The organism is Pseudomonas sp. LBUM1674 (assembly GCF_059695635.1).
Genome location: NZ_CP166779.1, coordinates 3625527 through 3639627 on the forward strand (window position 1 = coordinate 3625527; position 14101 = coordinate 3639627).

A 14101-nucleotide genomic window follows, 5' to 3' on the forward strand; every position below is an offset into this window, starting at 1 on the left:
CAAGGAAAACCCGCCGCGCAGCAGGCCGATCCGACCCTGGGCGAATTAAGCGCTTGCGGAAAAAAAAGCGAAACTGTCAGAGTTGACAGGTGGGAATATATACAGTGTGTCGTTCAGGGCAGAACTGTCACGCGACACAGACCGAAAAACCCACGGTGCCTGGCCTCACCGGTGATCCTGATTGTCCGTGTGCAAGAGACGGCTTATCCTTGACCGGTGGCCAGTCGCCAGACCCGGGCAATGTCACCTGCCCGCTCGCGCAACAATCTCGGTGCATCGCCGCAGGCCCGCGCCAAGCTGGTTGGCCCTGACGGCAGGGCAAATGCCGCGCCTACCCCATGTAAGTACATCTGCTCGTAGCCATCGCCCAGGGTGCCGGCGATGACGATCACCGGCACACCGTGCTGTCTGGCGATCAGCGCGACGCCGAATGGCGTTTTACCGCGCAGGGTCTGCCCATCGAAACGGCCTTCGCCGGTAATCACCAGATCGGCGTTTTTGACCGCATCGGCCAGGCCGACCAGTTCGGCGACCACTTCAACCCCGGCCTGGAACTGCGCTCCCAAAAACGCTTTGGCGGCAAATCCAAGACCACCTGCCGCACCGCTACCCGGTTCGTCGCGTACGTCTTTGTTCAGGGCTTGCCCACAGAGCTCGGCAAAGTGCCCAAGGGCCTGATCCAGTTGCTGGACCTGCCCGGGCGTGGCGCCTTTTTGCGGGCCGAAAATCGCTGAGGCACCGTGGGGTCCGCACAGTGGATTGTTGACGTCGGCGGCGATGTCGAAGCGCACCTTGGCCAGACGTGGATCGATGTCGCTCAGGTCGATGCGGGCCAGTTGTTGGAGCGCCAAACCACCGGGTACGAGTTCCTTGCCCTGTGCGTCGAGCAGCTTCACTCCCAAGGCTTGCATCGCTCCGGCGCCGCCGTCATTGGTAGCACTGCCGCCAATCGCCAGGATCACCCGCTGCGCTCCTGCGTCCAGTGCCGCTCGAATCAGCTCGCCCGTGCCGAAGGTGCCGCTGATGCACGCGTCGCGCTGATCGACCGGTACCAACTGCAATCCACTGGCCTCGGCCATTTCGATGATCGCGGTGTGGCTGTGGGGCAGCCAACCCCAGGCGGCCTTGACCGTTGCGCCCAGCGGCCCGCGAACATCAGCGTGGCGAAGTTCTCCATTGCACGCGGCCAGGACTGACTCAATCGTGCCCTCCCCGCCGTCGGCCATCGGGCATTTGACCAGCTGTGCATCGGGCCAGACGTCTGTCAGGCCGAGGGCAATGGCGTCAGCCACACCTTGGGCGCTGAGGCTGTCCTTGAACGAATCGGGGGCGATGACGATTTTCATGGGAGTTCTCCAGTTCCAGTGCCCTCATGCTGCCAGCGCTCTGGAACAAAAACGCCGGTCCGCTGCACGATCGGCACTGTGGATTATTGTTCATTTCCACAAAAACCTGTGGCCGAGGCTGCTCGCCATCGAGACCTGACAGGCGACATCGATGTTGAATGTGCCGCCGCCTTCGCGAGCAGGCTCGCTCCCACAGTGTTCCGTAGTGGAGCACAGATTTTTTGTGCAATGCAGCCCCCCTGTGGGAGCGAGCCTGCTCGCGAAGGCGTACTTGTGATCGCCATCGCCGACAAGCCATGCTCCTTGTCAGGTGTCATCCTCCAGGCACATCGCTCTGTGGCAATAGCTGAACACCCAGATAAAGCGCAAGCATGCCGTCCAGCCGCAAGGGGTCGACGCCGCTGAGTTCGGCGATGCGTTCCATCCGGTAACGCAAACTATTGCGGTGAATGCCCAGTGCATCGGCGCAGGCCTGGCTCTGGCCGTCGTGGTCGCACCAGCTGCGCAAGGTGGCCAGCAGCTGGCCGTTGCCGTCCTTGGCGATGACTTTGCGCAGGGGCTTGAGCAGTTCGTCCAGCGCATCGTCGTTGCGATGACGCCAGAGCATCACTGGCAGTCGATAGCGGTTCAACGTCAGCAAACGGGTTCGGGGCACTACGTCGCGCCCGTAGGCCAGCAAGTCCCCGACCCGTCGATAGCCGCGGCGCAAACCGGACAACTCATCGGCCTGCCCGCCCACCGCAATGCGCAGGATGTTCCAGCCGAGGCCGTCGAGTTTTTCCAGCAGCCGCGCGTTCTCGACTACCTGGCTGGCCGGTCGGCACCACAGCAATGAGGACTTGGCCGAGCTCATGCACCAACTGTCCGGGTAGCGCGAGGTCAGCCAGCCGCTGAGCGCTTCGACGGTGTGCCCCGGCCCCTGCTCCGCCCCCAACTCGAACAGATAGGGCACCCGGTTCATCTGTGGCTTGAGCCCCAGTTGTTGTGCTTCGTCGATCAGTCGCGGCGAATCCCCGGCCTCGCTGAGCAACAGCGCCAGCAGGTCATCGCAACGCTGGCGCCGCCATTGCTGCTCGGCCTGTTGATTGCGTTGGGCGACCAGCATCTCGGCGGTCATGCGTACCAGTTCGGCGTAGGTACGCAATTGCTCCGGTTCGCCGGTGATGCCCAGCACGCCGATCAGGCGCTGGTCGAGCAGCAGCGGCAAGTTGATGCCCGGCTGCACGCCTTTGAGATGCATCGCGGTCTGGGCGTCGATCTCCACCACCCGAGCATTGGCCAACACCAGTTGCGCGCCCTCATGGCGGGTGTTGACCCGCTCCGGTTCGCCGCTGCCGAGGATCAGCCCCTGGCTGTCCATGACGTTGACGTTGTACGGCAGGATGGCCATTGCCCGGTCGACGATGTCCTGGGCCAGGTCGTGATCGAGTTCGAACATAGTGAGGATCCTTGAAAGCGGGATGGGGCTGGCCGAGATTCACCCGGCGATCAACGTTACCCTCGCTTCGCAAAAAATCATAATAAAGAGAGTCCCGCCCCCTTCGGGCCTGGCACCAATCCCCTGTGGGAGCGAGCCTGCTCGCGAAGGCGCCGGGTCAGTCACTCTATATGTCGCTGACCCTGCGCCTTCGCGAGCAGGCTCGCTCCCACTTTTTGTGTCCGGGTATTCGATATTTCAGTTTGATCCATGGGGTTGTTCTGGTATTTGATTGGGCCCTTCCCACTGGTAAAAGGATTTCGTCATGAGCTACCGCACGCTGGGTCATTCGGGTCTGCAGGTGTCGACCCTGACCCTGGGCACCATGATGTTCGGCGAACAGACCAGCACCGAAGATTCCCTGCGGATCATCGACAAGGCCTGGGATCAGGGCATCAACTTCATCGACACCGCCGACGTCTACACCCACGGTCGCTCTGAAGAAATCGTCGGCGAAGCCATCGCCAGTCGCCGTCAGGAATGGGTGCTCGCAACCAAGGTCGGTTTCGGACCGGTGGACGGTGTGCCGAACCGCAGCGGCTTGAGCCGCAAGCATATTTTCAATGGCATTGATGCCAGCCTGACCCGCCTGGGTACCGATTACCTCGACATCTATTACCTGCACCGCGAGGATCACAACACGCCGCTGGAGGTCACGGTGTCGGCCATCGGCGACCTGATTCGCCAGGGCAAGATCCGCTACTGGGGCCTGTCGAACTACCGCGGCTGGCGTATCGCTGAAGTCATCCGCGTGGCCGATAAACTGGGCGTCGACCGGCCGGTGATCAGCCAGCCGCTGTACAACATCGTCAACCGCCAGGCCGAAGCCGAGCAGATCACCGCCGCGCATAACTATGGCCTGGGCGTGGTGCCTTACAGCCCGTTGGCGCGTGGGGTGCTCAGCGGCAAGTACGCGCCGGATGTGAAGCCCGACGCCAACAGCCGTGCCGGACGTGCAGACAAACGCATTCTGGAAACCGAGTGGCGGGTTGAATCCCTGCGTATCGCCCAGCAGATCCAGCAGTACACCCAAGGGCGCGGTTTGGGGATTGTCGAATTTGCGATTGCCTGGGTGCTGAACAACAGCGCTGTCACCTCGGCCATCGTTGGCCCGCGCACTGAAGAACAATGGGATGCCTACACCAAGGCGCAGGCGGTGAAGATCACGGTTGAGGATGAAGCCTTTATCGATTCGCTGGTGACGCCGGGGCATGCATCGACACCGGGGTTTAATGATGTGAGCCATTTTGTGTCCGGGCGCAAACCGCGTATGGCTTGAGATCCTTCGCGAGCAGGCTCGCTCCCACAAGGGTTTGGGTGTTGATCATCCGACCATGCTTCGACTCGGATCCCCTGTAGGAGCGAGCTTGCTCGCGAAGGCGGTGTATCAGGCAACTTCAATGTTGAATGTCATACCGCTTTCGCGAGCAAGCCCGCTCCCACATTATTCGATATGTGCTGATCATCTGGTCAATATTCGGCTGGAAAACCACGTATCCTCTGCGCCCCGTTTCATGTCCAACTTCGCGAGGGCAGTTTGTCTAAAGGTATCGCTTTATCGGTCTCGGCCTCGGTGCTGTTTGCCGTCATGTATTACTTCACCTCGCTGCTCTCACCCCTGAGCGGCGTGGAAATCTTCGGCTGGCGCATGCTGCTGACCCTGCCCTGCATGACCGTGTTCATGGTGATCTCCGGCGAATGGAAACGGGTGATCGCCCTCTTTCGGCGGCTGGTCGGCCAACCGAAATTGCTCGCCGGCATGCTCCTTTCGGCAATGCTGCTTGGCCTGCAACTCTGGCTGTTCATGTGGGCGCCGCTCAACGGCTATAGCCTCGACGTGTCTCTGGGCTACTTCCTGTTGCCGCTGTCCATGGTCCTGACCGGGCGGTTCGCCTATGGCGAGCGCTTGTCTTACCTGCAAAAGGTGGCGGTATTCTTCGCGTCCCTTGGCGTGCTCAACGAGTTGTATCAGGTCGGCGGTTTTTCCTGGGCGACCTTGCTGGTGGTCGTCGGTTATCCGCTCTACTTCATCCTGCGCAAGCGCCTGGCGACCGACAACCTCGGCGGCTTGTGGATGGACATGGCCCTGATGCTGCCGGTGGCGCTGTGGTTCGTTCAAAGCGGCGAACAAGGCTTCGGCGTGTTCGATCAACATCCATGGCTGTCGCTGCTGATCCCGTTGCTCGGGGTGATCAGTGCTTCGGCGCTGGTGGTCTACATCATCGCCAGCCGGTTGCTGCCGTTCAGCCTGTTCGGGTTGTTGAGCTATGTCGAGCCGGTACTGTTGCTCGGGGTGGCGTTGTTGCTGGGGGAAAGCATCAAGCCCGGGGAGTGGCTGACCTACATTCCGATCTGGCTGGCGGTGGTTGTGTTGGTGTTTGAAGGGTTCAAGCATATGGTCCGTAACCGCAGACCTTAACGACACACAAAACAATGTGGGAGCGAGCCTGCTCGCGAAAGCAGAGTGTCAGACAACGTTGATGTTGACTGATACTCCGTCTTCGCGAGCAGGCTCGCTCCCACAGTTTTTACAGCGGCGCCGGGTTAGTCGGTGGACAGCACACCCCGACGAACCTGATCACGCTCGATCGATTCGAACAGCGCCTTGAAGTTGCCTTCACCGAAACCATCGTCACCTTTACGCTGGATGAATTCGAAGAACACCGGGCCCATCAGGGTTTCCGAGAAGATCTGCAACAGCAGGCGCTTGTCGCCCGACTCGGACGAACCGTCCAGCAAAATGCCGCGCGCCTGCAGTTCGTTGACCGGCTCGCCGTGGTTCGGCAAACGGCCTTCGAGCATCTCGTAGTAGGTTTCCGGCGGCGCGGTCATGAAGCGCATGCCGATGCTTTTCAAGTGATCCCAGGTCTTGATCAGGTCCTCGCTGAGGAAGGCCACGTGCTGGATGCCCTCACCGTTGAACTGCATCAGGAACTCTTCGATCTGCCCGGCGCCCTTGGACGATTCTTCGTTCAACGGAATGCGGATCATGCCGTCCGGCGCGGTCATCGCCTTGGAGGTCAGTCCGGTGTATTCGCCCTTGATGTCGAAGTAGCGGATCTCGCGGAAGTTGAACAGCTTCTCGTAGAAGTTGGCCCAATAGGCCATGCGCCCGCGGTACACGTTGTGGGTCAGGTGATCGATGATCTTCAGGCCAGCCCCGACCGGGTTGCGGTCAACGCCTTCGATGAACACGAAGTCGATGTCGTAGATCGAACTGCCTTCGCCGAAACGGTCGATCAGGTACAACGGCGCACCGCCGATGCCTTTGATCGCCGGCAGGTGCAGCTCCATCGGCCCGGTTTCAATGTGAATCGGCTGGGCGCCGAGTTCCAGGGCCCGCTTGTAGGCCTTTTGCGAATCCTTGACGCGGAAGGCCATGCCGCACACCGACGGGCCGTGTTCGGCCGCGAAGTACGAGGCGACGCTGTTGGGTTCGTTGTTGAGGATCAGGTTGATCGCGCCCTGGCGATACAGGTGCACGTCTTTGGAGCGGTGGGTCGCCACCTTGGTGAAGCCCATGATCTGGAAGATCGGCTCCAGGGTGTTGGGGGTTGGCGATGCGAATTCGATGAATTCAAAGCCCATCAGGCCCATCGGGTTTTCGTATAAATCTGCCATGGTTGACGCCTCATCATTTTTTCAAGTAACGGATCGTTAGTTGCTGGCAATGCTGAGACCGGCGGGTGGCGCGCAGGAGATGCCCCGCACGCTGCGGGCGAGGAAGTCACCGTAGATCAATTGAAACCCAAATATCTTCATTGTCGACCCAAGGCTATGACGGGCGAGGCTTCTGCTGCCAGAAGACGATTATTCTTATATGCGTAACCCGATTCTACACAGCGTAAATCAATTTGTCCGCCTTCTGTATCAAATCCCCTTTTTCCCTGCTCGCGCAAGGGGTTTGTTGCACAGTAATCCCCACCAGCGGCACTGGCTTTCATCAAGTCAGCCACGGGCCTGGACTACCGTTGATCGGCAAAAGCCCTCGAGTCGATCTATCATGCCCGTTACCTGAACTCTTTTTGGGAGGCGAATCGTCGTCCTGCCAGCATTTGAGAGCCCTCTTTCACCGTTACAGGTTCCACGAATGCCACTGAACGTCAAAACCCGCCGCAAACGCGGGATCAGGATTGCCGTGACCGTCTTGAGCGGTTTTCTCCCGGTACTGCTGGGGGTCGCCATTCTCTATGTGCAGGCCGAACGCACACTGCAACAAAGTACCCGGCTGACGGCGGAAGAAGCCGTGCGCCAGTTCGACCTGATGTTCGACAACACCGCCGAGGCCGCGCGCGAGTTGCTGCCGCTGGCGGGCCAACGCTGCCTCGATGTCAATCTGGCCCTGCGCGAACAGGTCACCCGCCGCCCCTTCGTGCGCTCGACCAGCCTGGTGTGGGACAACACCCTTTATTGCAGTTCCCTGTTCGGCGACTATCAGGAAAAGATCGCGGCCGGCGACTACAGCAAAGGCCGGCTGGTGCTGATGAAGGGCAACCTGGTCACGCCGGATAGCGCAGTGCTGATGTATCGACTCAACGCAGGTAAACAGGGGGCCATGAGCAACCTGGACGGCTATCACCTGAGTAACGTACTGCGCCTGATCGACCGCAAGACCTTGCTGGTATTGCAGGTGGGCGCCAATTGGTTGTCCGCCGATGGCCGGTTTCATGACGGTGCCCTACCCGTCTTTCCGGTGGCGCAAAGCGAACTGACCTCCTCGCGATACGCTTTTACCGTGGCAGCCGGTTTCCCCGAGGGCGAAACCTGGCGCTATATGAAAAGCGAGTATCCGCCACTGTTCAGTTTGCTGATCTTTTTCGGCGTGGTGTCCGGTTCGATCGGGCATTTCCTGCAAAGGCGCGCCATGTCACCCAGCCATGAAATGCAGCGCGCGATGGAAGCCGCGGAGTTCATTCCCTACTTTCAGCCGGTGGTCCATGGCGGCAGCAAGCAATGGTCCGGCTGCGAAGTATTGATGCGCTGGAACCATCCGAAGGAAGGCCTGGTGCGCCCGGACCTGTTCATCCCGTTTGCCGAGTACTCCGGGCTGATCGTGCCGATGACCCGCTCATTGATGCAACAGACCGCCGCGTTGCTGGGCCCCCTGTCCTCGTCGTTCAAAGAGCCGTTTCACATTGGCATCAACATCACCGCCAGCCACTGCAAGGACCTGGATCTGGTCGAGGATTGTCGCGAGTTCATCAAGGCCTTCGCACCGGGCTCAATCAGCCTGGTGCTGGAGTTGACCGAGCGCGAACTCATCGAGCCCACGGCCATGGCCCATCAACTGTTCGAACAGCTGCACGAGCTCGGCGTGTTGATCGCGATCGACGACTTTGGTACCGGCCACTCAAGCCTGGGTTACCTGCGACAATTCAATGTGGATTTTCTGAAAATCGACCAAAGCTTTGTTGCCATGATCGGTGTCGATGCCCTCTCCCGGCATATTCTCGACACCATCATCGAACTCTCGGCCAAGCTTGATCTGGCCATCGTCGCCGAAGGTGTGGAAACCGCGGAGCAAAGTGATTACCTGACCGCCCACGGCGTGAACTTCCTGCAAGGTTATCTGTACGGCCGGCCAATGCCCGGCGCAGAGTTCATTAACGCATTAAGTCATCATTAACTAACGGCTTGAAGCGACGAGACAGAGCGATCGCGCACCCAACTGAATCAAAAGACTAGTGTAGTTACATGAAAAAAAAGACAGGATTTACTCTTGTCCCATTAACTACTACAATTTTTCATGCCTGCGCAAGATTGGCAGGTGAGCCATTATCACCGAGTCGCTACAAGGCGCTTGGCTTATAGCCTTGTTTGCGGTTGGTATCAGCCAAATACACTATTGGAGTAAAGATATTGTCCAGACTCGCTGAATTTCGTGCAGCTGAAAAGGCCCTTCAGGAACAGCTCAAGCAGCTGGAAACCCTGAAGAACGATGCCGGGCTCAAGAAAGAAATCGAATTCGAAGAAAAGCTCCAGGGGCTGATGAAAACCTATGGCAAGAGCCTGCGCGACGTCATCGCCATTCTCGATCCGAACCTGGGCAAATCCGGTCTGCAACAGGCCACAGCGCCTAAAACCCGCCGCGCTCGCGTGGTCAAGGTCTATCAGAATCCGCACACCGGTGAACTGATTGAAACCAAGGGTGGCAACCACCGTGGCCTGAAAGCCTGGAAGGAACAATACGGTGTTGACACCGTGGATTCCTGGCTGCGTGGTTAAGTACGCGTGGTAATAAAAAAGCCCTGCCAATGCAGGGCTTTTTCATGGGCGCCGTCCAACTGCAACGATTGGCGCCGATCAATCGCTACTTGCCGACTACTTCAGGCTTAATCCCTCCGGGCATCTAAAAATGTGCACCGGGACCCTGGACTGCAGCACATTGAAATCTTCAACTAAAGTTTCAAGCTGTTACGGGCAGCGTCTATCTCGCCCTGACTTGCCTTATAAACCTCAGCCTGCCCCGCGGAGGAAAAAACATAGGCCTTATCGGCATCCACGGCCGCCACCAATGTTTGAGACAGCACATGACGACCGTTCTGGGTGATGGTGCAGGTAGTTTCCAGCGCTTCGAGGCGGCTCAAACGAGTGGGGTGAATCTTGTTGCAGACACTTTGATAGCCGCCTTGAAAGAAGTCTTTCTGCACCGACTTGCGCATCTCCAGCAACACGCCCTGCAGATTCACCTGATGACCAGTTGGCACTTGGGTCATGGTCAACTCCATCACCATCACCGGCGTGCCGCCTTGATCGTTTTTCACCGCGCGCTGGCGCGATACCTGGGCATTGGCTGGATCTTGCGGGACGGCTTCGACTTGCCAGCCGTCGGGCCAGGTCACGACTGGCGCATCGGCGTGAGCAGTGGCCGAAGCCGAGAGCACACTCAGCAGGACGAAGATCGATGGACAGAATCGAATCATTGCAATGAATACTCAGGGGTTGAACCGTAAAGTCTGAGCCTCGCCCGCCGGTCAGGCAATAGCCGAAATTTGGTGATGCCCACGCCCTTGCGTATCATGGTCGCCATTCGCTAGCCCCACTTATTGTCCGGAGGGCCCATGAGCCTGCACGAATTGAACACCTTCCCCGGCGTGACCGCCCAGCCTGATACCGCGACCCACAAGTTCGTCTTCAACCACACCATGCTACGGGTCAAGGACATCACCAGATCCCTGGATTTCTACACCCGCGTCCTGGGTTTCTCGCTGGTGGAAAAGCGCGACTTCCCGGAAGCCGAATTCAGCCTGTACTTCCTGGCGCTGGTCGATAAAGACCAGATCCCGGCCGACGCCGCGGCGCGCACCGAATGGATGAAATCGATCCCCGGCATTCTCGAACTGACCCACAACCACGGCACCGAAAACGACGCGGATTTCGCCTACCACAACGGCAACACCGACCCGCGCGGTTTCGGCCACATCTGCATCTCGGTGCCGGACATCGTCGCCGCCTGCGAGCGCTTTGAAGCACTGGGCTGCGATTTCCAGAAACGCCTGAACGACGGCCGCATGAAGAGCCTGGCTTTCATCAAGGACCCGGATGCTTACTGGGTCGAAATCATCCAGCCCGCCCCGCTCTGATGTACGACGCTGATCGTTCCCACGCTCCGCGTGGTAACGATCAGCTTGCAACGGCGCGCACAAAAAAACCCATGATCGCTCATGGGTTTTTTGTTTTTAGCGTCGGCGTTTACGCCGGGGCCGAGGTCCGGATCAGGTGATCGAATGCGCTCAGGGAAGCCTTCGCCCCCTCACCCACCGCAATCACGATCTGCTTGTACGGCACGGTCGTCACATCACCGGCCGCAAACACGCCCGGTATCGACGTCTCGCCACGGGCGTCGACGATGATCTCGCCGCGCGGCGACAACTCGAGGGTGCCTTTGAGCCAATCGGTGTTGGGCAGCAGACCGATCTGCACGAAGATCCCCTCCAGTTCCACCGTCCGCAGCTCGTCCGACTGACGATCTTTGTAGCGCAGGCCATTGACCTTCTGGCCGTCGCCGGTCACTTCAGTGGTTTGCGCATGGGTGATCACGGTGACGTTCGGCAGGCTGTGCAACTTGCGCTGCAAGACCGCATCGGCGCGCAATTGCACGTCGAATTCGAGCAGTGTCACGTGGGACACGATACCGGCCAGGTCGATGGCCGCTTCGACGCCGGAGTTGCCGCCGCCAATCACCGCCACCCGCTTGCCTTTGAACAGCGGACCGTCACAGTGCGGGCAGTACGCCACGCCCTTGTTGCGGTATTGCTGCTCGCCCGGGACGTTCATTTCACGCCACCGCGCACCGGTCGCCAGGATCACGGTCCTGGCTTTCAATGTCGCGCCGCTGGCGAAGTGGACTTCGTTCAGTTCGCCATGCTTGCCCGGCACCAGTTTGTCGGCGCGTTGCAGGTTCATGATGTCGACGTCGTACTGCTTGACGTGTTCTTCCAGGGCCACGGCCAGTTTCGGCCCTTCGGTTTCCTGCACGGAGATAAAGTTCTCGATGGCCATGGTGTCCAGCACCTGCCCACCAAAACGCTCGGCCGCGACACCGGTGCGAATGCCTTTACGGGCGGCGTAGATCGCTGCCGAAGCACCGGCCGGGCCACCGCCGACGACCAATACATCAAAGGCTTGCTTGGCGCTGATCTTCTCGGCCTGGCGCTCGATGCCGCTGGTGTCGATTTTGGCGAGGATTTCTTCCAGGCCCATGCGACCCTGGCCGAAGTTCACGCCGTTGAGGTAGATACTGGGCACGGCCATGATCTGGCGCTCGTCGACTTCAGCCTGGAACAGCGCGCCGTCGATGGCGACGTGGCGGATGCTGGGGTTCAATACGGCCATCAGGTTCAGCGCCTGGACCACGTCCGGGCAGTTCTGGCAGGACAGCGAGAAGTAGGTCTCGAAGTTGAACTCGCCCTTGAGCGAGCGGATCTGTTCGATCACCTCGACACTGGCTTTGGAGGGGTGGCCGCCGACTTGCAGCAAGGCCAGCACCAGGGAAGTGAATTCGTGGCCCATGGGGATGCCGGCGAAACGCAGGCTGATATCGGCACCCGGGCGGTTGATCGAGAACGATGGTTTACGTGCATCATCACCGTTGTCGAGCAACGTAATTTGAGTAGAAAGACTGGCAACGTCTTTCAGGAGTTCGAGCATTTCCTGGGATTTCGCACCGTCGTCGAGGGATGCAATGATCTCGATCGGCTGGGTGACCCGTTCCAGGTACGATTTCAACTGGGCGTTAAGATTGGCGTCCAACATACGGGCGATTTCCATGCTTTTAATAGGGAGTGAATTCGTAAAAAAAAACGCCCGAGCGAATCTCGCCCGGGCGTTTTTGAGGGCGGTTGCAGCTTACTTAGGTGCGGAAACCCGCCCTGATGATGCGATCCACAGACTTAGATCTTGCCAACCAGGTCCAGGGACGGAGCCAGGGTGGCTTCGCCTTCTTTCCACTTGGCAGGGCAAACCTGGCCCGGGTGAGCAGCGACGTACTGGGCTGCCTTGATTTTGCGCAGCAGTTCGGAAGCGTCACGACCCACACCGCCGTCGTTCAGCTCGACGATTTTGATCTGGCCTTCAGGGTTGATCACGAAGGTGCCACGGTCAGCCAGACCGGCTTCTTCGATCAGTACGTCGAAGTTGCGGGAGATGGCGTGGGTCGGGTCGCCGATCATGGTGTACTGGATTTTGCCGATGGCTGGCGAAGTGTTGTGCCAGGCAGCGTGGGCAAAGTGGGTATCGGTGGAAACGCTGTAGATCTCGACGCCCAGCTTCTGGAACGCGTCGTAGTTGTCAGCCAGGTCTTCCAGTTCGGTCGGGCAAACGAAGGTGAAGTCGGCTGGGTAGAAGAACACGACAGACCACTTGCCTTTCAGGTCAGCGTCCGAGACTTTTACGAAGTCGCCATTTTTGAAGGCGTCAGCTTTGAACGGTTTAACTTGGCTGTTGATGATAGGCATCGATGACTCTCCGTCAGGGGTTGAAAAGTTGATGGAATGAATCCTACCTATTCAATCTCCCGATGGCTCATTGGCAAACCTCATGCTGCTGATTGGTTTTAGCTATTAGCGAACAGTATTAATAGAAGAAAACGCTCCTAGGGGCCTTTCTCGATGGGTTCCCACAGCGCGACGGGGAAACGGATTGAGAACGCTCCTAGGGGATCACGGGCTTTTCAACGATCCGGGGCATCACCGGAAACGGATTGGCGTCAACGTAGCGCATGGCCGACTTCATATCCTTCCAGCCGACGTAACTCATCAACGATTTCAGATCCCATCCGCTCTGATGCGCCCAGGTAGCGAAGCCGCGGCGCAAGGAATGGCTGGTGTACTGCTCAGCGGGAATGCCCGCGCGTTCCAGCGCCTGGCGCAATAGCGGGATCACGCTGTTGGCGTGCAACCCCTCCTCGCTCAAGTTGCCCCAGCGGTCGATTGCGCGAAACACCGGACCACGGACCAGCGCCGCCGCGCTGATCCAGTCGATGTACGCCTGCACCGGACACAAGCGCTGCAGGGCCGGCGTCTGATAGGTCTTGCCGAGGTTTTCCCTGTCGCTCTTGCTGCGCGGCAGGTACAGCGTGATGCCAGCACCGGCGCTCGCTTGAACGTGCTCGATCTGCAGGCGACACAACTCATCGCTGCGAAAGCCACGCCAGAAGCCCAGGAGTATCAGCGCTGTGTCGCGCCTTGCCCGCAAGAGCGCCGGTTGATCGCCTGCAGATTTTGCCGCCTGCGCCTCCTGCTCCAGCCAGGCCACTGCCTGTTCGAGATGCTGCAGCTGCAAGGGCTCGGCCTGTTTCTCCTGCGCAGGATGCAGCGCGCGAATGCCCTTGAACACCTTGCGCACCACCGGCGCCTTGGTGGGATCGGCAAAACCCTGGCTGTTGTGCCATTGCGCCAGCGCCGACAAGCGCAGCTTCAAGGTATTGATCGACAGCTCACCGGCATACGCCACCAGGTAGCGCGCGATGCTGTCGGCAGTGGCCGGCAGAAAACCGCCCCAACTGACTTCGAAGTGCTCAATGGCCGCCCGATAGCTGCGACGGGTGTTGTCGCGGGTGGCGGCTTGCAGGTAACGATCCAGCTCGCTCATGAAAATAACCTGTAGGAGCGAGCTTGCTCGCGATGGACGTGAACGATAACGCTGCCTGCCTGATGCCGAACCCCTGTAGGAGCTGGCTTGCCAGCGAAGGCGGCCTTGAGCCTTGCACCGCCCATGACGACGCCTTCGCCAGCAAGCCGGCTCCTACAGGGATTTGCGTACCGAAATCTAGCGGCGA

12 protein-coding genes are annotated in these 14101 nt (G+C 59.3%); 5 read left to right on the forward strand and 7 right to left on the reverse strand.

What is annotated here, in order from left to right; translation table 11 throughout:
- Window positions 1–203: 203 nt before the first annotated feature.
- Window positions 204–1346: a glycerate kinase gene (locus ACA067_RS16600; protein WP_497457584.1), complete on the reverse strand. Its 1143-nt coding sequence runs from the start codon at window positions 1344–1346 to the stop codon at window positions 204–206.
- A 313-nt stretch (window positions 1347–1659) separates the two neighbouring features.
- Window positions 1660–2784 carry a sugar diacid recognition domain-containing protein gene (locus ACA067_RS16605; protein WP_497457585.1) on the reverse strand — a complete coding sequence of 375 codons (1125 nt, stop codon included), beginning with the start codon at window positions 2782–2784 and terminating at the stop codon, window positions 1660–1662.
- Window positions 2785–3088: 304 nt separating this feature from the next.
- Between ACA067_RS16605 and ACA067_RS16610 the strand changes: the two genes are divergently transcribed.
- Window positions 3089–4102, forward strand: coding sequence for an aldo/keto reductase (locus ACA067_RS16610; RefSeq protein ID WP_497457586.1), 1014 nt, complete (start codon window positions 3089–3091; stop codon window positions 4100–4102).
- Window positions 4103–4360: 258 nt separating this feature from the next.
- Entirely contained in the window at window positions 4361–5242 is an 882-nt protein-coding gene (gene rarD / locus ACA067_RS16615) for an EamA family transporter RarD (RefSeq protein ID WP_497457587.1), read from the forward strand.
- Window positions 5243–5367: 125 nt separating this feature from the next.
- Here rarD and hppD read toward each other — a convergent pair whose 3' ends face one another.
- Window positions 5368–6444, reverse strand: coding sequence for a 4-hydroxyphenylpyruvate dioxygenase (gene hppD / locus ACA067_RS16620; RefSeq protein WP_046027366.1), 1077 nt, complete (start codon window positions 6442–6444; stop codon window positions 5368–5370).
- A gap of 469 nt (window positions 6445–6913) precedes the next feature.
- Here hppD and ACA067_RS16625 point away from each other — a divergent pair, with 469 nt between their 5' ends.
- Window positions 6914–8449, forward strand: a complete 1536-nt coding sequence (locus tag ACA067_RS16625) for an EAL domain-containing protein (RefSeq protein WP_497457588.1) — start codon at window positions 6914–6916, stop codon at window positions 8447–8449.
- 233 nt (window positions 8450–8682) lie between these two features.
- A complete protein-coding gene (locus ACA067_RS16630) occupies window positions 8683–9048 on the forward strand; it encodes a histone-like nucleoid-structuring protein, MvaT/MvaU family (RefSeq protein WP_497457589.1) in 366 nt (121 codons plus the stop codon).
- 173 nt (window positions 9049–9221) lie between these two features.
- Here ACA067_RS16630 and ACA067_RS16635 read toward each other — a convergent pair whose 3' ends face one another.
- Window positions 9222–9746 carry a DUF4946 domain-containing protein gene (locus ACA067_RS16635; RefSeq protein ID WP_497457590.1) on the reverse strand — a complete coding sequence of 175 codons (525 nt, stop codon included), beginning with the start codon at window positions 9744–9746 and terminating at the stop codon, window positions 9222–9224.
- Window positions 9747–9884: 138 nt separating this feature from the next.
- Here ACA067_RS16635 and gloA point away from each other — a divergent pair, with 138 nt between their 5' ends.
- Window positions 9885–10406 (forward strand): lactoylglutathione lyase, encoded by a 522-nt coding sequence (gene gloA / locus ACA067_RS16640; RefSeq protein WP_497457591.1) that lies wholly within the window; start codon window positions 9885–9887, stop codon window positions 10404–10406.
- Window positions 10407–10515: 109 nt separating this feature from the next.
- Here the strand turns inward: gloA and ahpF are convergent, their stop codons facing one another.
- The 3 genes from ahpF to ACA067_RS16655 form a co-directional block, all read right to left on the reverse strand.
- The gene (gene ahpF / locus ACA067_RS16645) at window positions 10516–12078 is read right to left on the reverse strand and encodes an alkyl hydroperoxide reductase subunit F (RefSeq protein WP_497457592.1); all 1563 of its coding nucleotides are present in this window, start codon (window positions 12076–12078) and stop codon (window positions 10516–10518) included.
- A 137-nt stretch (window positions 12079–12215) separates the two neighbouring features.
- Window positions 12216–12779, reverse strand: coding sequence for an alkyl hydroperoxide reductase subunit C (gene ahpC, locus ACA067_RS16650; protein ID WP_007975937.1), 564 nt, complete (start codon window positions 12777–12779; stop codon window positions 12216–12218).
- A 196-nt stretch (window positions 12780–12975) separates the two neighbouring features.
- A complete protein-coding gene (locus ACA067_RS16655; protein ID WP_497457593.1) occupies window positions 12976–13914 on the reverse strand; it encodes a site-specific integrase in 939 nt (312 codons plus the stop codon).
- Window positions 13915–14101: the final 187 nt, after the last annotated feature.

Excerpts from the sequence above, each read along its gene's own strand:
- ACA067_RS16600 (WP_497457584.1), bottom strand. The coding sequence starts at position 1,346 with ATGAAAATCGTCATCGCCCCCGATTCGTTCAAGGACAGCCTCAGCGCC.
- ACA067_RS16605 (WP_497457585.1), bottom strand. The coding sequence starts at position 2,784 with ATGTTCGAACTCGATCACGACCTGGCCCAGGACATCGTCGACCGGGCA.
- ACA067_RS16610 (WP_497457586.1), top strand. The coding sequence starts at position 3,089 with ATGAGCTACCGCACGCTGGGTCATTCGGGTCTGCAGGTGTCGACCCTG.
- hppD (WP_046027366.1), bottom strand. The coding sequence starts at position 6,444 with ATGGCAGATTTATACGAAAACCCGATGGGCCTGATGGGCTTTGAATTC.
- ACA067_RS16625 (WP_497457588.1), top strand. The coding sequence starts at position 6,914 with ATGCCACTGAACGTCAAAACCCGCCGCAAACGCGGGATCAGGATTGCC.
- ACA067_RS16635 (WP_497457590.1), bottom strand. The coding sequence starts at position 9,746 with ATGATTCGATTCTGTCCATCGATCTTCGTCCTGCTGAGTGTGCTCTCG.
- gloA (WP_497457591.1), top strand. The coding sequence starts at position 9,885 with ATGAGCCTGCACGAATTGAACACCTTCCCCGGCGTGACCGCCCAGCCT.
- ahpF (WP_497457592.1), bottom strand. The coding sequence starts at position 12,078 with ATGTTGGACGCCAATCTTAACGCCCAGTTGAAATCGTACCTGGAACGG.
- ahpC (WP_007975937.1), bottom strand. The coding sequence starts at position 12,779 with ATGCCTATCATCAACAGCCAAGTTAAACCGTTCAAAGCTGACGCCTTC.
- ACA067_RS16655 (WP_497457593.1), bottom strand. The coding sequence starts at position 13,914 with ATGAGCGAGCTGGATCGTTACCTGCAAGCCGCCACCCGCGACAACACC.